Genomic DNA, 20,511 nt, shown 5'->3' on the forward strand with positions numbered 1-20,511 from the left:
AGCGCGACCAGGTCTCGAAACCTCGCCGCCCAATCCGCCGGTCTGTAACCGGCGCGTGACCACAAGCAATGATGACCAGATCGAGGAGATCAACATGTTGCATCAACAGAAAATCAGGACCACCGCCGGGCGCGGCCGCCTGTTCGACAGCATTCTCGACACGGTCGGCGATACGCCGGTGATCCGGATCAACAATCTCGGCCCGGCCCATGCGACGATCTATGTGAAGGCCGAATTCTTCAATCCGGCGGCTTCGGTGAAGGACCGGCTGGCGCTCAACATCATCGAGGAGGGTGAGCGCAGCGGCGCGCTGAAGCCGGGGCAGACCATCGTCGAGGCAACCAGCGGCAACACCGGCATCGGGCTGGCCATGGTCTGCGCGCAGAAGGGTTATCCGCTGGTGGTGACGATGGCCGACAGTTTTTCCGTCGAACGGCGCAAGTTGATGCGCATGCTGGGCGCCAAGGTGGTGCTGACGCCGCGCGCCCAGAAAGGCTTCGGCATGTACAAGAAGGCGGTGGAGCTCGCCGAAGCCAATGGCTGGTTCCTTGCCCGCCAGTTCGAGACCAAGGCCAATGCCGCCATTCACGAAGCGACGACGGCGCGCGAGATCATCAACGATTTCGCCGGCGCCCGGCTCGACTGCTTCGTCACCGGCTACGGCACGGGCGGCACCGTCGCCGGCGTCGGACGCGTGCTGCGCCGCGAGCGGCCGGAGACCCGGATCGTGCTCGCCGAACCGGCCAATGCCCAGCTTATCGGCAGCGGCAAGCCGCAGCAGCGCGGCGCCGGCGGCGCGCCTGCCGCCAGCCATCCGGCGTTCGAGCCGCATCCGATCCAGGGCTGGACGCCCGACTTCATTCCGGACGTGCTGCAGGAGGCGATCGACGCCGGCCTCTATGACGAGGTGGTGCCTATTGCCGGGCCCGAGGGTACGAAATGGGCCAAGGCGCTGGCGCAGAAGGAAGGCATTTTCACCGGCATCTCCGGCGGAGCGACCTTCGCTGTGGCGCGGCAGATCGCGGAAAAGGCGGCGCCCGGCTCGGTGATCCTGTGCATGCTTCCCGACACCGGCGAACGCTACATGACGACGCCGCTGTTCGACGGTATCGAGGCGGAGATGGACGCCGAGGAGACTGCGCTTTCGCAGTCGACGCCCGGCTGCCAGTTTCCGGCGTGACGGCGGCACATCGGGAGCGGCCTGCATGGACACGAAGCCTGGACTGGCCGTCACGGCCACCGAGGAAACGCTTGACCCCTCGAACTGGGCCGACGTGCAGGTCTTGTCGCATCGGATCGTGGATGATGCCGTCGCTTACCTGCGCGATGTCAGAGAGCGTCCGGTGTGGCAGGAGATGCCGGTTGATGTGAGGGCTTTCTTCACGGCGCCCCTGCCGCGTTCGCCGGCTCCGCTAGCCGAGGTGTATGGCGAAGTAACCAGGAGCTTGATGCCCTATCCGATGGGCAACATCCATCCGCGCTTCTGGTCCTGGTATATGGGCTCGAGCAATTTCACCGGCGCGCTCGGCGATTTCCTGGCCGCGATCCAGGGCTCCAACCTCGGCGGCGGCAACCATGCCGCCGCGTTGATGGACAACCAGGTCGTCGACTGGTGCAAGGAAATGATGGGCTTTCCGCAATCGGCCAGCGGCACGCTGGTCAGCGGCGGCTCGATGGCCAACATCATCGGGCTGACCGTGGCGCGCAACGCCAAGGCCGGCATCGACATACGCGAGCACGGCGTTGCCGGCATCGACAAGCCGCTGCGTTTCTACGGCTCCGACCAGCTTCACTCCTGCCACCGCAAGGCGATGGAAGCGCTCGGCCTCGGCAACCGGGCGCTGCGTCGCATCCCGAGCGATACCGGGCTGCGGATCGACATCGCTGCGTTGCGGGCGGCGATTGCCGAGGACCGTGACGCCGGTTTCAAGCCGGCCTGCGTAATCGGTACGGCCGGCACGGTGAACACCGGCGCAATCGACGATCTGCAGGCGCTAGCTGACCTGGCGGCACAAGACGATCTGTGGTTTCACGTCGACGGCTGCATCGGCGCCTTGCTTGCGATTGCCCCGGACAATTCGCATCGCGTTGCCGGCATCGAGCACGCCCACTCAATCGCGCTCGATCCGCATAAATGGCTGCACGCGCCCTTCGAGGTCGGCTGCGCGCTGATCCGGGATGCCTCCGCGCATCGCGGCACGTTCGCGGTGACGCCGGAATATCTGGAACCGACGCCGCGCGGCCTGGCGTCCGGCCAATGGCTGCACGATTACGGCCTGCAGACGACGCGCGGCTTCCGGGCGCTGAAGGTGTGGATGGCGCTGCGAGAGCACGGCATCGAAAAATTCGGCCGGCTGATCGACCAGAACATCGCGCAAGGGCATTATCTCGGTGCGCTGATCGAGGCCGAACCGGCGCTCGAACTGGTGGCGCCGGCGAACATCAACATCGTCTGCTTTCGCTATCGCGCCGATGGGTTGGACGCTGAGCGACTGAAAGCGCTCAATACCGAGGTCATGCTGAGGCTGCAGGAAGAAGGCATCGCCGCCATCTCCGACACGACGGTGCATGGCCAGCATTGCCTCAGGGTGGCGATCAACAACCACCGCACCCGGCGCGACGATCTGGACCTGCTGGTGCGGGAGACGGTTCGGCTTGGACGGGAGATTTCAGGGACGGGCGTGGCCGGCTAACGCCGGCCTTTCTGTCGAGCGGCGAGACTAGGCATCAAGCCAGACCTTCTCGAAATGCTGCTCGAGCGACTGGTGTTGCTCGCAGCCATGCACGCCCTTGCGGTAGGTGCGGTAGACCGAGCGCCAGTAGGGTTGGATGATGATGCCGGAATCGCGCAAATTCTGTTCGATCTTGGCCATGAGCTCCTTGCGGGCGCCGGGATCGGGCATTGCCAGCGCCTTGTCGAGCAGAATATCGAATTCCGGATTGGCATAGGCGCTCTCGTTCCAGGCGGCGCCAGACTTATAAGCGAGCGCCAGCACCTGGACGCCGAGCGGCCGGCCGAGCCATTCCGTGCAGGAGAAAGGATATTTGCTCCAGTCGTTCCAGAAGGTCGCGGCCGGCAGCACTGTGCGTTTGATCTTCAGCCCTGCCTCGCGCATCTGCGCGGCGATGGCGTCGCCGGTGCTCTTCTGCCAGTCGACGTCGACCGAGATGAGTTCGTATTCGTGGTCGGCTTTGCCGGCCTCGGCGAGCAGGGCCTTCGCTTGATCGGTGTTGCGGACGGCCGGGCCGATATCGGCATATTCGGGATGCATCGGCCCGACATGATGGTTCTCGGCAGGCTTGCCGCGGTTGTCCATGCCGATCTTCAGCACCGCGCCGTTGTCGACGGCCAGTTGTGCGGCGCGCCGCACCTTGATGTTGTCATAGGGCGGGTTGCCGATATTGAAACGCGCGACGATGGTCGAGCCGGTGGCGATTTCCGAATTGCTCAGGCCCATGGAGTCGGTCTGCGAAACCGTGTCGGAGGCGGTTTCGTGGTCGGTGTCGACCTCGCCCGATTCGAATGCCGACAGCATGGCATTGGGATCGGAGCCGTAGTCGACCCATTTGATGCCGTCGAGATAGAACTCGCCCTTCCACCATGGCTTGTCCTTGCGGCGGACTTCGGCGCCGACCTCGGCATCCCATGCGACGAGTTCGCAAGGCCCGGTGGTGATCGCCAATGCCTTCAGCGGATCGCCGTCGCCTTCATAGCTGCGATGCATGATCAGCGCCGGATAATCGGCCATGCCGGCAATCAGCGAGATGTCGGGCTTAGGCAAATTGAGCCGGACGGTGAAATCGTCGACGCGCTCGATGCCGCCGTCGACGACCTTCTTGGTATCGACGTTGACCAGTGCGCCCATGCGCGCGGCGACCGAATTGCCGGCGACGGACGCATCGCACCAGCGCGTCAGATTATGGATGACATCGTCGGCGTTGAAGGTGTCGCCGTTCGACCAGGTGACGCCCTTGCGGACATGCAGGGTCAGCACGCGTGCGTCGTCGCTGGTCTCCCAGCTTTCGAGCAGCCACGGCTCGAAGGTGAAGTCGCGCTTCCAGCGCACCAAATATTCGTTGCACTGGCGGGCGACGTTGGACATCTCGACGCCGTCGAAGGTGCGCGGATCCTTCCAGCCCTTGACGTTCATGGCGACACGCAAGATGCCGCCGCGCTTCGGCTCCTCGGCCCTGGCCGGTGACGGCGCAAGCCCGCCCAGCGCCAGTGCGCCGGCAGCGCTGACGCCGAGCGCAGCCATGGTGGCGAGATATTCGCGCCGGTTCATCTGGCCTTTCTTGAAGCCGTCGGCGACGGGCTCGGCCTGCGGATGCAATTTCCGGTCGGTCAGCATGAACTTCATCGTAAATCCTCCCTGTCGGGCCGGCGCATCGCGGATGCGGGCTACGTAGTGTGATGATAGGGCTGGCCTGACCGAAGCAGTGTTCGGGTTTCCGCAGGTGTTGTGCGCTGTTCCGCGACAGTGAAGCTTGGAGGACGATCCGCGTCACTCCGGCCAGTCACCCCCGCCCAGCGCGGCTATTGCCGCCACGATGCGATCAAAGGCCTCGCCGGCGCGCGGCACGGTCTTGCGGGCGCGCAGGAAACTGTGCACCAGCCGCGGCTCTTCGCGCCACCATGCCTTGCCGCCGACGGCAAGGATGCGGTCGCGATAGGCTTGGCCGTCCGACGACAGCGGGTCGCATTCGGCAGTGACGATGACCGTCGGCGGCAGGCCGGAGAAGTCGCTATCGCCGAGCGGCGAAAATGTCGGGTCGTCCGGCGACTGCGCCGGGCCTGCGCGGACATGCCGATAGAATTCGACATCGCGCAATGTCAGCAGTGGCGCCTCGGCGTGCTCGAAATAGGAGCCGGTGCGTTCTTTTCTGTCCAGCTCGGGGCCGTCTGGCTCGTCACCGCCGAGCTCGGGATAGATCAGCACCTGGCCGATCGCATGGCGAGGATGGCGGCGTGTCGCCTGTGCCACCGCAGCGGCCAGGTTGCCGCCGGCGCTTTCGCCGCAGAGCACGATGGGCAGTTCCGTCGTCGTCGCAGCCCATTCGAATACCGCCAACGCATCGTCGAAGGCCGCCGGATGCAGATGCTCGGGCGCCAGCCGGTAGTCGGCGGACAGAACGGCAAAGCCAGTGCCGGCGCAAATCTCTGCGCAGATGTCATCATGGCTGTCGAGCCCGCCAAGGACGAAGCCGCCGCCGTGATAATAGACAACCATCGCTTGCGGCGCCGTTCCTGCCACCTGATAACGCCGGACCGGGATCGCACGGTCGCCGGCAGGAACCGCGCTGTCGCTGGCCCTGACACCGGACGGATAGGGCTCGCGGAACGCCCGGCACATGGCATCATAGACCGCTCGCTGCCGCTCGATCGGCATGTAGACGATTTCGGGCGGATACCACTCGTTGACCCGGTCGATATAGGCCCACAGTTCCGGATCGAGCAGCGTTTGGTACTTTCCGCGCTCTCTCGTTTCGGGTCGCTCGGCCTCGGTGATCATCGCTGCGCGATCCCGCTCAGAGCTCGGCGTAGAGGCGGGCGGCATTTTCATAGCTGAAGCGCAGCGGCACCGAGCCCTCGACCTGCCAGGCTTCGACCGTCTCGCCGGCCAGCAGCCGGCAGGCGCCGTCAGTGGTGGTGACGGCGCCGCCATAGAGCCGGTTGGCGAGATTGAGAATGGCCGTCTGGTGCATCGCCGTGCTGCCGCTGCCGCAGGCATCCTTGACCAGCAGCACGCGAAACCCGAGCGCCACCGCATCCTTGACGGTGGCATCGATGCAGGCCTCGGTCCAGACGCCGGCAACGACCAGCCACTCAATGCCGTCGGCCTTCAGCCGCTCGGCGGCAGGCCCCGCGCGGAAGGCGCTGGCATCGGTCTTGATCAGCATCGTCTCGCCTGGCACCGGGCCGACCTCTGGACAGATCGCGGTCAGCGGATCGTCCTTGTCGGAGAAAGCCGACTTGCCGTTGGCCTCGACCGGATGAAACGGCCGCGCCGTGGCGAGATCGACGATATAGGCCCAGTGGTAAAGGGGCACATTGTTGGCCCGCGCCGCCTCCTGCAGCCGCTGGACATTGGCGAGGATGTCGCCATAGCCTTCGACCAGATAGCGCTTGTCCCGGCGATGCTCCTCCTGGAGATCGATGAACACCGCCGCCACCTTGCCGCGCTTGATCGAGATCGGGCTTTTCATGCAAAACTGCCTGTCAGCACTCAAACGTGCCTGTCAAGGAAATCGTCCTCATAGGGGAAGCGCGACAGGAGCTCGGTGCCGGTCTCGGTGATCAGGATTTCGTCCTCCAGCTTGACGCCCTCGCGGCCGCCTTTCTCGCCGATATAGCTTTCGACGCTGACCACCATGCCGGGCACGATGACACCGTCGCGGCCATAGGTCTCGTAATCCATGGCATGCGCGATGAACGGCGTCTCGCCATGCATGCCGACGCCGTGCATGACCGAGGTATAACGCTGGTCGACGAAGCGGTCCGGGATTTTCCAGGCCTTATCGGCAATCTCGCGAAACGCCATACCGGGCCTGACGACCCCGATATTGTGCTGAACCTGGTCGTGCGCCATGCGGTAGAGCGACTTCTGATAATCCGTCGGCTTGCCCGGGCCGCAGCGGAAGGTGCGGGAAAAGTCCGAATAATAGCCGTAGCAGCCGATCGTATCGGTATCGAGTGCCAAAAGTTCGCCAGGCCTGATCTTACGGCCGCTCGCCTCGTTGAACCATGGATTGGTGCGCTGGCCCGAGGTCAGCAGCCGGGTTTCGATGAACTCGCCGCCCTGCCGGATCACCTCGCCATACATGATGGCGAACAGCTCGTTTTCGGAAACGCCGGGCTTGATTGCCTCGCGCACCGCGTAGACCGCGGCTTCGGCGCCGGCCATCGACACCTGCAGGCATTTTACTTCCTCGGGCGTCTTGACCGAGCGCACCGCCAAAATCTCGCCCTGGCAATCGCGGACATCGCAGCCGCGCTTTTCCAGCGCGAGCGCCTGCAGATGGCTGCAGCGGTCGAGGCCGAGCTTCATCGAGCCGCCGCCATGCGACTTGAGCAATTCGGCGATCTCGTCGGCGAACGGACCGGCGGTTTCGTCGTCACGGCCCGAAACCGAAGACCAGACCAGCTTGGACGGACGCGCCTCGTCGATCGTGTCGAGCACCATCGAGACATGGTAGCTCTGCGGATATTCGAACAGCACGATCGGCCCTTCTGTCGGGATGAAGAAGTAGCGCGTCGAGTTGCGCAGGAAATAGCCGAACATGTTGCGCGAGCCGGTGGCGTAGCGCTGGTTGTAGGGATCGAACAGCACCACGCCGCCATAGCCGGCCTCGCGCATCCAGGCGCGCAGCCTGGCCAGCCGGCCCTTGCGCAGCGCGTCGGCGTCGATGAAGGACGGCTCGGTGTCCGACAGCCACATGCCGCCGGCCGGGTCCGCCGCCGCCGGATGGCGCATGCGGTCCTTGAAGTCGACATCCTCGGTGCTGTCGGGGTCAAAAACGACGATGCTCATGAGTGCCTCCTGGAAGCGGGGAAGATGGGCCATGCATCGCGCGGAGGCTGTGCGGAATCCCGCAAGCGTTGTGCCAGACGCCGCTTGAAGTCTTTCCGTAGCGCTCTACGGCGCCCCCCTCTGTCCTGCCGGACATCTCCCCCACAAGGAGGGAGATTGGCGGCTTCGGCGTTCCGCTCATTCTTGCAACGTTGGCAATTGGCGAAATCAGCGGTGAGAGCCGATCTCCCCCCAAGTGGGGGAGATGGCCGGCAGGCCAGAGGGGGGCGCTGTCCCGCCGTCGTTGCGCCGCGTCAGCGCGCAGTCCCTAATGCCGCCGCATCAGCTTCGGCGCATGCCCATGCTCTTCCCGAAACGCCCGGGCGAAACTCGACATCGAAGCAAAACCGCAGGCGAGCGCCACGTCGCGCACCATCAGCTTGGAGTGCGCCAAGAGGTCGGCGGCGCGCTTCAGCCGCAGGCGGCGATAATAGCCGTTGGGCGAGATGCTGAGTTCGGAGCGGAAATTGCGTTCGAGCTTATCGGAGGAGACACCAAGCCGCCCCGCCAGTTCCGCCATGCCGAGCCGCTCTTCGACCGCATCCTCCATGATGGCGATGGCCGACAGCACCAGTTCGTTCTGCACGCCGGTGCGCAAGCGCAGCGGCATCAGCTTGCGGTCGACGCTGGAGCGCAGCGGGCTGTGCACGAACCATTCGGCGACGCCGGCCGCGAGTTCGGCGCCATAGTCGTTGGTGATGATTTCCAGCATCATGTCGAGACTGCCAACGCCGCCGGCCGAAGTGAAGCGCTTGCGGTCGATGACATAGAGATCGCGCCTCAGCTCGATATCCGGAAACGCTTCGGTGAAAGCCGCCTGGCTGGTCCAGTGCAAGGTGCAGGCATGGCCGTCGAGCAGGCCCGCGCGGGCGAGGAAGAACGCCGCGTCAGCCACCGCACCGATATGGGCGCCGCCGCGCAGGTTCTTGCGGATCCAGCTCACGGCATCGTGCGCGACGAGATGATCGGCATCGCCGCCCGAGCAGACGACGATGCGATCGACCTTCGGCGCGTCATGGGCGGCAAAGCCGGGCTGGATGACGACGCCGTTCGAGGCCTCCACCGGACCTTCGGTGGCACCGACGATGATCCAGCGATAGCAGTCCCGCTTCGCCAGCACATTCGCCGCACGCAACGGCTCGATCACCGAACTGAACGCCATCATCGGAAAGCCGGGGAAGACCAGGATGGCGAAGGTGAGCGGGGTGTCGCTTGCCGTTGGTTGGTTGCGTTGTCGGTTGTTCATAGGGAGACTACCATCTCGCCAGATGGCGCCAAGGTCAACGGAGCAGCGTAAGCGCCGATCTTTGGTGATCCTTCACGCCCCCCTCTGTCCTGCCGGACATCTCGCCCACAAGGAGGGAGATCGGCAGCGTCGCCGTCCCGCCCGTGTTTCAGCGTTGGAGGTTGGCGAAAGCGCAAGATGACGGCCAATCTCCCCCCTCGTGGGGGAGATGCCCGGTAGGGCAGAGGGGGGCGCTGTCCCGCCCACGTCTCGCTATCGGGCTCAACTCGCCAACGCCTGATCCAGATCCGCGATCAGATCGTCGCCATCCTCGATCCCCGCCGACAAGCGCACCAGCGAATCGGAAATCCCGATCTCGGCGCGTTTTTTCGCCGGGATCGAGCCGTGCGTCATCAGCGCCGGGTGCTCGATCAGGCTTTCGACGCCGCCGAGGCTTTCGGCCAGCGTGAACAGTTGCGTGTGCTCGAGGAAGCGTTTGGTGCCGGCGAGGTCGCGGTCGAGCTCGACGGTGATCATACCGCCGAAGGCGTGCATCTGCCGCCTGGCGATGGCGTGCTGCGGGTGGCTGGGCAGGCCGGGATAGATGACACGGCGGATGTCGGGGCGGCTTTCCAGCCAGTGCGCGATCTTCTGGCCGTTCGACGAATGACGTTCCATCCTCAGCGCCAGCGTCTTCAGTCCGCGCAGCGCCAGGAAACTGTCGAACGGCCCTGAAATGGCGCCGATGGCGTTCTGCAGGAATTTCAACCGGTCGGCGAGATCCTTGTTGTCGCCGACCACGGCGACGCCGCCGACCATGTCGGAATGGCCGTTGAGGTATTTCGTCGTCGAGTGGACCACGATGTCGATACCGAGCTCTAGCGGCCGCTGCAGATAGGGGCTGCAGAAGGTGTTGTCGGCGACTGAGAGCACGCCTTTGCGCCTGGCCAGTGCTGCGACACCTTCGAGGTCGACGACACGCAGCAGCGGATTGGTCGGCGTCTCGACCCAGAGCATTTTGGTTTCCGGGCGGATCGCCGCCTCAACCGCGGCAAGATCGGTGAAGTCGACGAAGTCGACCTGCAAATTGGCCGAGCGCTTGCGCACCCGTTCCAGCAGCCGGAACGTCCCGCCATAGATGTCGTCGGTGGCGACGATATGCGCGCCTGAATCGAGCAGTTCGAAAATGGTTGCGATCGCCGCCAGCCCCGAAGCGAAGGCGAAGGCGGCTGCGCCGCTTTCGAGGTCGGCCACCGCGCGCTCGAAGGCGAAGCGGGTCGGGTTCTGGCTGCGGGCATATTCAAAACCCTTGTGCACGCCCGGGCTCTGCTGACCGTAAGTCGAGGTGGCATAGATCGGTACCATCACCGCGCCCGTCGTCGGGTCGTGGCTCTGGCCGCCATGGATGGTGCGCGTCGAGAAGGCGAGGCGGTTTTTGCCCGATACGGTGGCTTTGGGGGTCATCGGGCGCGCCTCAGATGGTTGATCAGGTCGATGCGGGTTATCAGGCCGATGAACTCGTCGCCATCGAAGACGATGGCGACCTCGTTGCGGTCGAACACCGGCAGCAGCGCATCCAGCGTCTGGCCGGCCTGCAGCGTGTGCAGGGAAGAGGTCATGGCCGTACTGACCGGGGCCTTGAAGCGATCCCAGCGGCTGTCATAGGGGCCTTCGACCTTGGCGAGGATATCGCTTTCGTCGATGATGCCGACGAGCTTGCCCTCGTCCAGCACCGGCAGTTGCGAGACATCCGAGCGGCGCATGCGGCCATAGGCGTTGAGCAGGCTTTCGTCGGGGCCGACGGACACGACATCGCCGGTGCGGAGCGTGCGCATGACCAGGTCGCGCAGATCGCCATGCTGCTCCTGCTCGGCAAGGCCCTGCTCGACCAGCCAGAAATCGTCGAAGACTTTCGACAGGTACTTGTTGCCGCTGTCGCAGACGAAGGTAACGACGCGCTTCGGCACAGTCTGCTCGCGGCAATAGCGAAGCGCTGCCGAAAGCAGCGTACCGGAGGACGAGCCGGCGAGGATGCCTTCCTTCGAAAGCAGGTCGCGCACCGCAAGCATGCTCTGCTTGTCGGGGATGGAATAGGCCTTCCTGACCAGCGACAGATCGGCATTGGGCGGCACGAAATCCTCGCCGATGCCTTCGACGGTCCAGCTTCCGGCCTCGACCATCTTGCCGGTCTTGATCAGCGGCGCCAGCACCGAGCCGACCGGATCGGCGAGAATCATCTCAGTCTTCGGCGAGACTTTCGCGAAATAGCGGCCGAGCCCGGTCAGCGTGCCGCCGGAGCCGACGCCGACGACCACCGCATCGACATCGCCTCCGAGCTGTTGAAAGATTTCCGGCCCGGTCGTGGTTTCGTGGGCCAGCGGATTGGCCGGGTTGGCAAACTGGTTGGCGTAGAAGGCGCCGGGCAGCTCGGCGGCGATCTTTTCGGCCATGTCCTGATAATATTCGGCATGTCCCTTACCGACGTCGGAACGCGTCATGCGCACTTCAGCGCCGAGCGCCCGCAGATGCTGGATCTTTTCGCGCGACATCTTGTCGGGCACGACCAGGATGATGCGGTAGCCTTTGGGGATGCCGACCTGGGCGAGACCAAGACCGGTATTGCCGGCGGTCGCCTCGACGATGGTGCCGCCGGGCTTCAGTTTGCCCTGTTTTTCGGCGGCGGCAATCATCGACAGCGCGATGCGGTCCTTGATCGAGCCGCCGGGATTCTGGCTTTCGAGCTTGATGAACAGCCGGCACTTGCCGATGTCGAATTTGGTCAGCTCGACGACCGGCGTCTGCCCGATCAGGTCGAGAACCGAGGCATAGGGCGGGCGCAGGCGGGACGATGCATCGTCCGGTGCCACGATCTTGTGCTTGCTCATGTCAGATGCTCCGTTGCCAGAATGAGCAACCGCCCTGGAAGACGGCAACCTACCGTCTTTTCCAGCCGTTTGCAGTTGGAAAGAAGATAGATCGTGCCAATCCGGCCGCCAGCAGGGGAATGGAATTTCGCGACAGCTTCGCCGGCCTCCACGCAGGGCAAGATTTTCAGAACCTGCTAGGGGTTCAGGCGATCGCGGCCTGGGCTTCGATCTCGATCAGAAAATCCGGATTGCCGAGGCCGGCGACGCGCAGCACCTTGATGATCGGCGGCGCGCCACGGTTTGCCCAGAAGGCCATCCAGGCGCCGAAGGCCGGCCCTATGTTCAGGTCGCCGGCGATATAGACCGAGAGGCTGACGAGGTCTTCAGGCTTTGCCCCACCGGCTTCGAGCACCTTTGCCAGGTTGGAGAGCGCCTGAGTGGTCTGCGCAGCGAGATCGTCCCTGGCGACGATCCGGCCTTGCGCGTCGACACCATTCTGGCCGCCGACCAGCACGATGCGCGCAGATGCCGGCACAGACACGCCTTGCGAATAGGCCGGATTGCTGTGCATGCCCTCTGGATTCAGCCTTTTGATGGTCACCGCACTTTTCCTCCTCAACGAAGACTATCCCGCGCCCGGCCGCACGTAGGATCGCGCGGCACAGGACGGCAATCGTGCGGCCGTTTCAACGCACCATCTCGTTCGTTGCGGCCGCCGATTCCGCTATGCTACCCGGCGCTGGGTGAACAGCAATGCAAGGAACGGCCGATGAAGATTCTTGCCTATGACAATTTCAGGCCCGGCGTCACGCTCGACGACCTACGGCCTTATCTGCGCGACGAAGTGTCGAACGTCTGGCGGCTCTGGAAGGCGGGGATTGTGCGCGAGAATTATGCGCGCGGCGATATTGGCGGCGTCATCATCGTCTTCGAGCTCGACAGCGTCGAGGAAGCGCGGCGCTACACCGAGGACTTTCCGCTGTCCAAGGCCGGGCTGCTGGAATGGCACTTCATCGCCTTCGACGCGCCATTGCCGCTGGAATTCCTGTTCGACCCGACCGTCGATATCGCCAAGCCGTGGGACCGGACGGCGGCATGATCCGGTCGAGCGACGGGGTTGAAATCCCGACCAACCTGGCTGAGTGGTGCGATCCGCGCCGCACGGCGTTGGTGGTCTACGACATGCAGGTCGGCATCTGCCGCCAGGTGGCCGGCGCCGCCACCATCGTCGAGCGCACCGGCACGGTGCTGGAAGCGGCGCGCGTGGCCGGAATGCGGGTGGCGTTCACGCGCCATCTGTCGCTGCCGCGCAAATGGACGGGCGCGACGCAGCTGCGCACCGCCATGGCCTGGCAGCGGCGCGACAGCCCCGACACGGTTGAGCCGTGGTTCCCGCGCGACGCCGAAGCGACGCGGATCGTGCCCGAGCTGGAACCCCGCGATGACGAGGCGGTGTTCGACAAGCTCACGATGTCGGCCTTCGATTCCACCGCGCTCGGCTTTGCCTTGCGCGATTGCGGCGTGCGCGCGGTAGCGCTCGCTGGCATCGCCATGGAGGTCGGCATCGAGCCGACCGTTCGCCAGGCGACCGACAATGGCTTTGTCGCCGTGGTAATCGAGGACGCCTGCGGCTTCGGCAACCGCGAAGCGCGCGATCGCTCGATGGCGACGCTACGCTTCCTCGGCGAAGCCGTCGTCACCGATGTCGCAAGCTTCTGCAGCGCGCTGGCCGGCGCGGGTTGAGGGCAGTCGGCTTCCCGGCGCGACCCACCATTTCACGGGAACGCCGAACCGCTCTATGCCTTTGTTTTCAGGCAATTGCAGATGGAAAAACCGCGCTTTTCCCGGAATTGATCTAGGTGATGGCTGCGCTATCGGTGCGAAAACGCACACCCTCGGCGCGGCCATGCACGCTGCCCCAGTCGTAGAGCGCCTGGAGCGCGGCGGCGAGATCTTCACCGCGCCCGGTCAAGGCGTAGCGCCCCTTGCCGTCGGGCGACGTCTCGAGCGTGACGAAGCCGATCTCGACAAGCTCGGCCAGGCGCCGCGTCAGCATCTTGTCCGAGAGCGAAGGGATCAGCCGGCGCAATTCGGAATAGCGCATCGGCTGTTCCTTGATGCGCGCCAGGATCACCGTCTTCCATTTGCCGCCGAGCGCGTCGAGCGCGAACTCGACCGGGCAGCCGTAGAGTCTTCCGCGTTGCGTCATGCGCCCATCGTAGGCAAGGCACGGTGGCGACGGAAGCAGAATTTGCCCGGTCATCTGGCCAGGGTCGCGGCTCGCTTCCAGGCCGCCTACAAAATCCATGAAGGAGAACGAAGATGAGCGTACGCGACGCCAATCCGGTCAACGCGAAACAGCCGAAACGCGGTTATGCGGTCGAGGTCTTTTCACCCAACGGCGGCGGTGTTGCATCCGGAATTGCGTCAAGACAACTAGATCCTCATCCGAGCAATCGCTTGCTTAGCCGCGCACACTGCACGCGAATATCCGGAATGGCGTCGATCTCGAAGAATGTGCCGCGCGTCAGCGGTCCGACGGCGAGGATCTTGGCCGATACCGTGCCGTCGCCGGCGATGACCTCGCAATTCGCGGTCACGTCGAGGCCGAGGCGCAGCGGATCCGGCCTTGCCAGCCCACGGTCGACCAGCGACCGTACCACGCTGTTCGAGGTGGTCGAGATGTCCCTGGCGATGCCTGTGCAATCATAGATGCGCACGACGTCGAACCTTTCGAGCTGCTGCGTGTGACGCGACTGGACCTGGACGCTGAAGCCGTCGCCGGCGGCGATGTCAACGACGCGCCCGGCGACAAGGCGGATGCGGCCCGCTTGCACCGCCTCGGCAACGCGGGCGTAGACTTCAGGCGCCATGCGATGGCGGTGGATGTCCCACCACGCCTTGGTGTGTTCGACGAAGCGGCGCTTGGCCGAGGACGGCCAGTTCTGCCAGATCTTCTGGTTGAAGGGTCTCAGACCGTCGACCACGTCGCGCCAGTCGATGCCGGCCTTCTGGTTTTCCCGGATCAGGTCGCGGAACCAGCCGACGAAATAGGAAAGCTGGGTGCCGAGCGGAATGTCGGCGACGTCGAGCTTGATCGGATTGCCCTTGCGATGCGGCGAAGGCAGCAGGCCGCGCCGCGACACCGCGACGATCGCGCCGCGATGACCGCGCTGCTCGAGCGACAGGAAGGCATCGACCATGCTCAAGCCGGTGCCCAGCACCAGGACTGGGGCTTCGGGGTCGAGCTCGGTGTCGGCCTCCGAGCCCATCCTGATCGCGCGGCCCTGACCGGCGCCCGGCTCCTCGTCATGGCCTGTCGCCAGCACGGCAAGGTGCGCAACCACGCTGGTGCCGTTGGCCAGCGCCACTTCGACGCCTGACGCGGTCGGCGAGATCGACAGGCTCTCCTCGCGGATCAGGCGCAGGCGCCCGGTTTGCTGTTCGCGCGCCTCGATCTCGTCGAGCAGCTCCTTGAGGTAGCGGGCGTAGACGCTTCGCGGCGCGTAGACCGGCGCCTGCTCTGGCGTAGCCAGGCCGCGTCCAAGCAGCCAGCGGGAGAAATTGCCGGGATCGTCGGCATAGGCGCTCATGCCGGCCGCGCTGACATTCAGCACATGCGCCGACAGCAGCGTTGAATAGGCCATGCCTTGCCCGAAATGCGGGCGTTTTTCGATCAGACTGACGCGGAGATCTGGATTGGCCGACTTCAGCAGATGCGCGGCAAGCACGACGCCGCTGGCGCCGCCACCGACAATGATGATGGAACTTAGCGTAGCGCGCCCGGTCATGCGCACACCAGCTGTCCTGGCGATCGCCGCCGGCTCAGGGGAGAGTGGTTCAGGCCTGGATTTTCAACGCCGCCGAAAGGTCCGCGTCGCCGGCGATATCGCGCATTTCGGCGAGGCTGCGCTGATCCAGCACCTCGGCGATGGCCTGCCGGACCTCCAGCATCAGGTGTCGGACTTGGCATGTCGCCTCGTTGCAATCTTCGCAGCGCTGATACTGCGTGCGGCTGGCGCAAGGAATGGGGGCAAGCGGCCCGTCGAGCACCCGCACGACGTGGCCGACCTTGATCTCGTCCGCTGGGCGCGCCAGCCGGTAGCCGCCGTCCTTGCCCTTGCGGCTCTGGACGAACCCGGCATTGCGCAATTCGCCAAGGATGGCATCGAGGAACTTCTTCGGAATATTGTTTCCTGTGGCGATGTCGTTGACGAATGCGAGCTGTCCAGCCGGCAGGCGCGCCAGATGGACGAGCGCCTTGAGGCCGTATTTACCTTTTTTCGTGAGCATAACCCGAACGTTTCTCTGTCATGCGATGGCGCATGGCCACCGGTTGCGAAACGCCTGGCGTGCCTCCCCGCCGCGTCCAAGCTGTCACTACAGATAAATTCTAGTGACATGATATACAAGCCGAGAAACGTTGATTTTGCTTCGTTTTCAAGCCGCAATGGCCATTTTGGCCGGGGCTTGTGCCCTCGGGGGCACAGAAGCCGCCGCCAATGGCACACCGCCAAACTGGCCGGCGACAGAAATGTCCCGACCGGCGAGAATGCCGACAGCAGCTTCTGCCCCTGAATTTGAAGGCCAAAGCATGCCGCGCGCGGCAACAAGGAGGGTGGCGTCGTTCATCGTCCTCTCCAATCTTCAATGTCGATAAGGATACTAGACTTAACGGCGAACACAGGGAACTTATTTCCAATTTCTTGGCTATCCACAGCATGGGTTTGCCGATGCAGGGGCGAAAACGGGAAATTCTTGTTGAGCGTGGGAACGTGAAAGAGGTTCTGGGGCACTGACGATGGTTCTTACCCAGGCCATCGCAGAAGCGTGCGAATGGGCAACCGCCATAGCCAGATGACTTTTTCTAACAAGACCGAATCGATTGGAACGATTTAACTCTACAAGAACGATAGAGTTAGGTGACTATGAAACGCAATCCGGTTTTTCTCGTTTCCAAGGAGCCTTTCATGTCCACCATTTCGCGACGTATCGTTCTCTTGTCCTCGGCGGCCTTGGCTGGTGCCGCCTTTCTCGGCCCAGCCGATGCGCAGGACCTCAAGATCACTATCGGCTACCAGACGGTCGTCGAACCCTCGAAGGTGCCGCAGGCCGACGGCGCCTATGAGAGCGCGACCAAGGCAGCAATCGACTGGCGGAAATTCGATTCCGGCGCCGACGTGATCGCCGCCATCGCTTCCGGTTCGGTCGACATCGGTTATGTCGGCTCGAGCCCGCTGGCGGCGGCGGCGAGCCGCGAGCTTCCAATCCAGACAATCTTCATTGTCGGGCTGATCGGCGAATCCGAGGCCCTTGTCGCCCGCAACGGCGCCGGCATCGAGAAAACTGCCGACCTTGCCGGCAAGAAGGTGGCGGTGCCCTTCGTTTCGACGACGCATTACAGCCTGCTTGCCGCGCTGAAGCATCAGGGTGTCGACCCGAAGTCGGTCGACATTCTCAATCTGCGGCCACCGGAGATCGCCGCGGCATGGGCGCGCGGCGACATCGACGCCGCCTATGTCTGGGATCCGGCACTCGGCCAGATCAAGACGACGGGCAAGGTCGTGCTGGATTCCTCGCAGGTCGCCGTCTGGGGTGCGCCGACCTTCGACGCCTGGATCGTGCGCACCGACTTCGCCGAAAGGAACCCGGAAGCGGTGCGCGACTTCGTCAAAGTAACGGGCGCTGCCTATGCCGACTTCCTGGCCAAGCCGGATCAATGGTCGGTGTCCTCGCCGCAAGCGGCCAAGATCGCCAGGATCACCGGGGCCAAGCTCGAAGACGTGCCGCAATTGCTGAGGGGCTATGTCTTCCCGACACTCGAGGAGCAAGCCTCGGACAAGTTCCTCGGTGGCGGCACGGTCAAGGCGGTCGAGGCGACATCGGCCTTCCTCAAGGAGCAGGGCAAGATTGACGCCGTGTTGCCGGATTATTCGAAATACGTGTCGGCGAAATATGTCGGCGAGGCGCTGGCCTCGAATTAGCGGCTCAATGCGCGCGTCCTCCCTTCCCTGAGCGCGCGATGCCTGCCCCGGAGCCGCTGACGAGGAACGGCTTCGGGGCAGGCAGGTTCAGAATATCGGCGACCCCACATGACGCATCTCGTGCTCGACCAAGTCTCGATTCACTATGACGGCCAGCCGGCGCCGGCCGTCGAACGCGTGTCGATTGACATCGCCAAGGACGACTTCGTTGTCCTGGTCGGCCGCTCCGGCTGCGGCAAGACCTCGCTGCTCAATGTCGCTGCGGGCCTGGTCCAGCCTGTGCGTGGACGCGCCACGATTGGCGGCAGGCCGATCACAGCGCCAGGCTCGGACCGCGCAGTCGTGTTCCAGAACGACGCGCTGTTTCCGTGGCTGACCGCGCGGGAAAATGTCGCCTTTGCTCTCAGGCTGCGCGGTGTCAGGGCCGCCGAACGGGCGCGGACTGCGGACAACCTTCTGGCGCTGGTGAAGCTCGACGGCGCCGGCGACAAGCGCATCTGGGAGCTTTCCGGCGGCATGCGCCAGCGGGTCGGCCTGGCCAGGGCGCTGGCGGCCGAGCCGCAATTCCTGCTGCTCGACGAACCGCTGGGCGCACTCGACGCGCTGACACGCGAACGCATGCAGACAACGCTGCTCGATCTGTGGACGGCAAGCCAGGTCGGCGTGCTGATGGTCACGCACGGCATCGACGAAGCGCTGGTTCTCGCCACCCGTATCATTGTGCTCGCTCCCGGCCCTGGCCGGGTGGTGCGGAGTTTCGAGGCCGGCTTCAGCCGGCGCTATGCAGCCGGCGAGGCCATTCGCAGCATCAAGGCCGATCCGGCCTTCGCCGCGGCGCGCGGCGAGCTGACCGATGCGATCTTCGAAGGGGAGGCAGCATGACCGTTACCTCCTATACCGAGCGGCCGCAGCGCTCCAAGGCCGACGACGGAGCCGACGCGCTGTCGGTGCCATGGTCGCGGTCGCGGCCGAGACGCAGCCGCGTTTCGGCCCGCATGGTCAGCGCGATCACCATTCTGATGGTGCTGGCGGCGTGGACGGCCTCAGCCCGCCTGCAATTGGTGTCGCCGGTTTTCCTACCGTCGCCTGTGGCAGTCTGGAACAAATTTGTCGTCGTCGCCCGTGACGGCTTTGTCGACGCGACGCTGCTCCAGCATATCGCCGCCAGTCTGTGGCGGGTGTTTGCAGCGCTGATCGCGGCCGTTTTCGTCGGCGTTCCCATCGGGCTGGCTATCGGCATCAGCACGATCGGGCGCGGCATCTTCGATCCGCTGCTCGAATTCCTGCGGCCGATCCCGCCGCTCGCCTATCTGCCGCTGATCATTATCTGGTTCGGCATTGGCGAGCCGTCCAAGATCCTGGTGATTGCCATTGCCATGCTGGCGCCGGTCGCGCTGTCGACGGCATCGGGTGTTCGCGGCGTCTCGCAGGAACGCATCAATGCAGCGCGCTCGCTTGGCGCCACGCAGCGCCAAGTGATCAGGCACGTTATCCTGCCCAGCGCGCTGCCCTCGATTCTTACCGGTCTGCGCATCGCGCTTGGCGCCGGTTGGTCGACGCTGGTTGCCGCCGAGCTGGTGGCAGCGACGCGCGGGCTCGGCTTCATGATCCAGTCCGCTGCCCAGTTCCTCGTCACCGACGTGGTGGTGATGGGTATACTGGTGATCGCGGCCATTGCCTTCGTGCTTGAATTCATCATCCGCAGGATCGAGCGGGTGCTCGTCCCGTGGGCAGGGCGGGAGTGACCAGACCGGAGACGTGACGATGCCCCATTTCACTGCTGTACTGTTTGCGCGTTTCGGCCATTGGCTCCGCCTGATCAAGGCCGGAGACAAACAGCCGCCTGACGGCGAACGCAAAACGCCGACGCCGATGCATCTGGACGCGGAGCGCAACCGCCTGCCGCCGCGCGACGAAAGTTTCTACTGGGGCTGGCAATACTGGTCGCGGTGACCGGCCGCCACGGGTCCGCTGTGCGCTGCTCTGGCGGGAGCCTGAGGATCGACGCCTGCTCAAACGCGCGAACGGTTCGCCCAGGCCAGGCCGCCCAAGCCGACCAGCACCGTCACGATGCCGACATAGAGCCATTGCGACTGGCCGGTCATGAAGCTGCCGCGGATGAAGCCGATGCCTTGCAACGTCCACAGCACGCCGATGGCGAGCACAATCAAGGCCAGCAGATTTTTGATCAATCTCATTGCCAAGACTCCTTTCCAAGTCGATCATCAGCCCGGCTCCGGCCGGAATGGAACAGCGAAAAGAAGCCGCTCGAATACACCAACTTCTACTTAGATGCTAACCTCTGATCCTGCGCAAGACATGTGGAGATCGGTGTAAACATCATCAAGGAAGCTGTGCCGCTCTGCGGGAAATCTCTGACAAATTGTTTCGCGTCGACTCCAAACGTGTAACATTGCCATGGAACCGACAGATCATTGCCGCATTTGCTGCCTCATTCGTCCCTAACCGCTGCGGGTCTGTCAACGGAGCCAGTCCCCAACACATGAACAAAAGCAACCGGACCGCGCTTGTCGCGGCCACGATCGCGGCTGGCCTGATGGTCGGCGCGTCCAGTGCCAACGCCGCCGCCCAATGCGGCCGTGCCTCTTGGTACGCATTGCACTCCAGAACCGCTTCCGGCGAACGCATGAACCCGTCGGCGCTGACCGCAGCGCATCGCAGCCTGCCGTTCGGCACCAAGCTGAAGGTGACCAACCGCAACAATGGCCGCAGCGTCGTCGTGCGTATCAACGACCGCGGCCCGTTTATCAGGGGCCGGATGCTCGATCTGTCGAAGGGCGCCGCCAGCCAGCTCGGCTTCATCAGCTCGGGCCATACCGCTGTCTGCATGGCGCGGGTCTAAC

22 protein-coding genes are annotated in these 20,511 nt (G+C 64.3%); 9 read left to right on the top strand and 13 right to left on the bottom strand.

What is annotated here, in order from left to right:
* The first annotated feature begins 94 nt into the window (after positions 1-94).
* Both RQ479_RS21880 and RQ479_RS21885 read left to right on the top strand, forming a co-directional pair.
* Positions 95-1,180, top strand: coding sequence for a PLP-dependent cysteine synthase family protein (locus RQ479_RS21880; RefSeq protein WP_376702594.1), 1,086 nt, complete (start codon positions 95-97; stop codon positions 1,178-1,180).
* A gap of 25 nt (positions 1,181-1,205) precedes the next feature.
* Complete coding sequence (locus tag RQ479_RS21885; protein ID WP_376702595.1) at positions 1,206-2,693, top strand: pyridoxal phosphate-dependent decarboxylase family protein; 1,488 nt, start codon at positions 1,206-1,208, stop codon at positions 2,691-2,693.
* A gap of 27 nt (positions 2,694-2,720) precedes the next feature.
* On the opposite strand, the gene RQ479_RS21890 is transcribed toward RQ479_RS21885, so the two are convergent.
* The 8 genes from RQ479_RS21890 to RQ479_RS21925 all read right to left on the bottom strand — a co-directional run bounded on the left by RQ479_RS21890 (position 2,721) and on the right by RQ479_RS21925 (position 12,264).
* Entirely contained in the window at positions 2,721-4,361 is a 1,641-nt protein-coding gene (locus RQ479_RS21890; RefSeq protein ID WP_376702596.1) for an ABC transporter substrate-binding protein, read from the bottom strand.
* Between the two features lie 144 nt (positions 4,362-4,505).
* The gene (locus tag RQ479_RS21895) at positions 4,506-5,513 is read right to left on the bottom strand and encodes an alpha/beta hydrolase (protein ID WP_376702597.1); all 1,008 of its coding nucleotides are present in this window, start codon (positions 5,511-5,513) and stop codon (positions 4,506-4,508) included.
* Between the two features lie 16 nt (positions 5,514-5,529).
* Positions 5,530-6,207 carry an isochorismatase family protein gene (locus RQ479_RS21900; RefSeq protein ID WP_376702598.1) on the bottom strand — a complete coding sequence of 226 codons (678 nt, stop codon included), beginning with the start codon at positions 6,205-6,207 and terminating at the stop codon, positions 5,530-5,532.
* Positions 6,208-6,227: 20 nt separating this feature from the next.
* The gene (locus RQ479_RS21905; RefSeq protein ID WP_376702599.1) at positions 6,228-7,532 is read right to left on the bottom strand and encodes a M24 family metallopeptidase; all 1,305 of its coding nucleotides are present in this window, start codon (positions 7,530-7,532) and stop codon (positions 6,228-6,230) included.
* A gap of 307 nt (positions 7,533-7,839) precedes the next feature.
* Positions 7,840-8,817, bottom strand: a complete 978-nt coding sequence (locus RQ479_RS21910; protein WP_376702600.1) for a GlxA family transcriptional regulator — start codon at positions 8,815-8,817, stop codon at positions 7,840-7,842.
* 261 nt (positions 8,818-9,078) lie between these two features.
* On the bottom strand, positions 9,079-10,260 hold the full coding sequence (locus tag RQ479_RS21915) for a cystathionine gamma-synthase (protein ID WP_376702601.1): 1,182 nt from the start codon (positions 10,258-10,260) through the stop codon (positions 9,079-9,081).
* Positions 10,257-11,681 carry a pyridoxal-phosphate dependent enzyme gene (locus RQ479_RS21920; protein WP_376702602.1) on the bottom strand — a complete coding sequence of 475 codons (1,425 nt, stop codon included), beginning with the start codon at positions 11,679-11,681 and terminating at the stop codon, positions 10,257-10,259. Before RQ479_RS21920 ends, RQ479_RS21915 begins: the two co-directional genes overlap by 4 nt.
* A 184-nt stretch (positions 11,682-11,865) precedes the next feature.
* On the bottom strand, positions 11,866-12,264 hold the full coding sequence (locus RQ479_RS21925; protein ID WP_376702603.1) for a RidA family protein: 399 nt from the start codon (positions 12,262-12,264) through the stop codon (positions 11,866-11,868).
* Positions 12,265-12,432: 168 nt separating this feature from the next.
* Between RQ479_RS21925 and RQ479_RS21930 the strand changes: the two genes are divergently transcribed.
* Both RQ479_RS21930 and RQ479_RS21935 read left to right on the top strand, forming a co-directional pair.
* Positions 12,433-12,762, top strand: a complete 330-nt coding sequence (locus RQ479_RS21930) for a hypothetical protein (RefSeq protein WP_352491237.1) — start codon at positions 12,433-12,435, stop codon at positions 12,760-12,762.
* Entirely contained in the window at positions 12,759-13,406 is a 648-nt protein-coding gene (locus tag RQ479_RS21935) for a cysteine hydrolase (RefSeq protein ID WP_376702604.1), read from the top strand. The genes RQ479_RS21930 and RQ479_RS21935 overlap by 4 nt, the downstream gene beginning before the upstream one ends.
* Positions 13,407-13,518: 112 nt before the next feature.
* On the opposite strand, the gene RQ479_RS21940 is transcribed toward RQ479_RS21935, so the two are convergent.
* The 4 genes from RQ479_RS21940 to RQ479_RS21955 all read right to left on the bottom strand — a co-directional run bounded on the left by RQ479_RS21940 (position 13,519) and on the right by RQ479_RS21955 (position 16,295).
* Positions 13,519-13,872 (bottom strand): winged helix-turn-helix transcriptional regulator, encoded by a 354-nt coding sequence (locus RQ479_RS21940; protein WP_376702605.1) that lies wholly within the window; start codon positions 13,870-13,872, stop codon positions 13,519-13,521.
* A 235-nt stretch (positions 13,873-14,107) separates the two neighbouring features.
* Positions 14,108-15,454, bottom strand: a complete 1,347-nt coding sequence (locus RQ479_RS21945) for an FAD/NAD(P)-binding protein (RefSeq protein ID WP_376702606.1) — start codon at positions 15,452-15,454, stop codon at positions 14,108-14,110.
* Positions 15,455-15,503: 49 nt separating this feature from the next.
* On the bottom strand, positions 15,504-15,956 hold the full coding sequence (locus RQ479_RS21950) for an RrF2 family transcriptional regulator (RefSeq protein ID WP_376702607.1): 453 nt from the start codon (positions 15,954-15,956) through the stop codon (positions 15,504-15,506).
* 147 nt (positions 15,957-16,103) lie between these two features.
* On the bottom strand, positions 16,104-16,295 hold the full coding sequence (locus RQ479_RS21955) for a hypothetical protein (RefSeq protein ID WP_376702608.1): 192 nt from the start codon (positions 16,293-16,295) through the stop codon (positions 16,104-16,106).
* Positions 16,296-16,633: 338 nt separating this feature from the next.
* Between RQ479_RS21955 and tauA the strand changes: the two genes are divergently transcribed.
* The 4 genes from tauA to RQ479_RS21975 all read left to right on the top strand — a co-directional run bounded on the left by tauA (position 16,634) and on the right by RQ479_RS21975 (position 19,600).
* Positions 16,634-17,647, top strand: a complete 1,014-nt coding sequence (gene tauA, locus RQ479_RS21960; protein WP_376702609.1) for a taurine ABC transporter substrate-binding protein — start codon at positions 16,634-16,636, stop codon at positions 17,645-17,647.
* 108 nt (positions 17,648-17,755) lie between these two features.
* Positions 17,756-18,529, top strand: coding sequence for a taurine ABC transporter ATP-binding protein (locus tag RQ479_RS21965; protein WP_376702610.1), 774 nt, complete (start codon positions 17,756-17,758; stop codon positions 18,527-18,529).
* On the top strand, positions 18,526-19,392 hold the full coding sequence (locus tag RQ479_RS21970; RefSeq protein WP_376702611.1) for an ABC transporter permease subunit: 867 nt from the start codon (positions 18,526-18,528) through the stop codon (positions 19,390-19,392). The genes RQ479_RS21965 and RQ479_RS21970 overlap by 4 nt, the downstream gene beginning before the upstream one ends.
* A gap of 19 nt (positions 19,393-19,411) precedes the next feature.
* Positions 19,412-19,600: a hypothetical protein gene (locus tag RQ479_RS21975; protein WP_352466570.1), complete on the top strand. Its 189-nt coding sequence runs from the start codon at positions 19,412-19,414 to the stop codon at positions 19,598-19,600.
* Positions 19,601-19,659: 59 nt separating this feature from the next.
* Here RQ479_RS21975 and RQ479_RS21980 read toward each other — a convergent pair whose 3' ends face one another.
* Positions 19,660-19,845, bottom strand: a complete 186-nt coding sequence (locus tag RQ479_RS21980) for a hypothetical protein (protein ID WP_352466569.1) — start codon at positions 19,843-19,845, stop codon at positions 19,660-19,662.
* 305 nt (positions 19,846-20,150) lie between these two features.
* Between RQ479_RS21980 and RQ479_RS21985 the strand changes: the two genes are divergently transcribed.
* Entirely contained in the window at positions 20,151-20,510 is a 360-nt protein-coding gene (locus RQ479_RS21985) for a septal ring lytic transglycosylase RlpA family protein (RefSeq protein ID WP_376702612.1), read from the top strand.
* Position 20,511: the final 1 nt, after the last annotated feature.

It is taken from the genome of Mesorhizobium sp. ISC25 (assembly GCF_042295465.1).
Classification (GTDB): Bacteria; Pseudomonadota; Alphaproteobacteria; order Rhizobiales; family Rhizobiaceae; genus Mesorhizobium.

Bases quoted from the DNA above. Each gene is read 5' to 3' on its own strand.
- RQ479_RS21985 (WP_376702612.1), top strand. From the start codon at position 20,151: ATGAACAAAAGCAACCGGACCGCGCTTGTCGCGGCCACGATCGCGGCT.
- RQ479_RS21915 (WP_376702601.1), bottom strand. From the start codon at position 10,260: ATGACCCCCAAAGCCACCGTATCGGGCAAAAACCGCCTCGCCTTCTCG.
- RQ479_RS21920 (WP_376702602.1), bottom strand. From the start codon at position 11,681: ATGAGCAAGCACAAGATCGTGGCACCGGACGATGCATCGTCCCGCCTG.
- tauA (WP_376702609.1), top strand. From the start codon at position 16,634: ATGTCCACCATTTCGCGACGTATCGTTCTCTTGTCCTCGGCGGCCTTG.
- RQ479_RS21950 (WP_376702607.1), bottom strand. From the start codon at position 15,956: ATGCTCACGAAAAAAGGTAAATACGGCCTCAAGGCGCTCGTCCATCTG.
- RQ479_RS21880 (WP_376702594.1), top strand. From the start codon at position 95: ATGTTGCATCAACAGAAAATCAGGACCACCGCCGGGCGCGGCCGCCTG.
- RQ479_RS21975 (WP_352466570.1), top strand. From the start codon at position 19,412: ATGCCCCATTTCACTGCTGTACTGTTTGCGCGTTTCGGCCATTGGCTC.
- RQ479_RS21965 (WP_376702610.1), top strand. From the start codon at position 17,756: ATGACGCATCTCGTGCTCGACCAAGTCTCGATTCACTATGACGGCCAG.
- RQ479_RS21890 (WP_376702596.1), bottom strand. From the start codon at position 4,361: ATGAAGTTCATGCTGACCGACCGGAAATTGCATCCGCAGGCCGAGCCC.
- RQ479_RS21970 (WP_376702611.1), top strand. From the start codon at position 18,526: ATGACCGTTACCTCCTATACCGAGCGGCCGCAGCGCTCCAAGGCCGAC.
- RQ479_RS21885 (WP_376702595.1), top strand. From the start codon at position 1,206: ATGGACACGAAGCCTGGACTGGCCGTCACGGCCACCGAGGAAACGCTT.
- RQ479_RS21940 (WP_376702605.1), bottom strand. From the start codon at position 13,872: ATGACGCAACGCGGAAGACTCTACGGCTGCCCGGTCGAGTTCGCGCTC.
- RQ479_RS21980 (WP_352466569.1), bottom strand. From the start codon at position 19,845: ATGAGATTGATCAAAAATCTGCTGGCCTTGATTGTGCTCGCCATCGGC.
- RQ479_RS21905 (WP_376702599.1), bottom strand. From the start codon at position 7,532: ATGAGCATCGTCGTTTTTGACCCCGACAGCACCGAGGATGTCGACTTC.
- RQ479_RS21895 (WP_376702597.1), bottom strand. From the start codon at position 5,513: ATGATCACCGAGGCCGAGCGACCCGAAACGAGAGAGCGCGGAAAGTAC.
- RQ479_RS21900 (WP_376702598.1), bottom strand. From the start codon at position 6,207: ATGAAAAGCCCGATCTCGATCAAGCGCGGCAAGGTGGCGGCGGTGTTC.
- RQ479_RS21930 (WP_352491237.1), top strand. From the start codon at position 12,433: ATGAAGATTCTTGCCTATGACAATTTCAGGCCCGGCGTCACGCTCGAC.
- RQ479_RS21935 (WP_376702604.1), top strand. From the start codon at position 12,759: ATGATCCGGTCGAGCGACGGGGTTGAAATCCCGACCAACCTGGCTGAG.
- RQ479_RS21955 (WP_376702608.1), bottom strand. From the start codon at position 16,295: ATGAACGACGCCACCCTCCTTGTTGCCGCGCGCGGCATGCTTTGGCCT.
- RQ479_RS21945 (WP_376702606.1), bottom strand. From the start codon at position 15,454: ATGACCGGGCGCGCTACGCTAAGTTCCATCATCATTGTCGGTGGCGGC.
- RQ479_RS21910 (WP_376702600.1), bottom strand. From the start codon at position 8,817: ATGAACAACCGACAACGCAACCAACCAACGGCAAGCGACACCCCGCTC.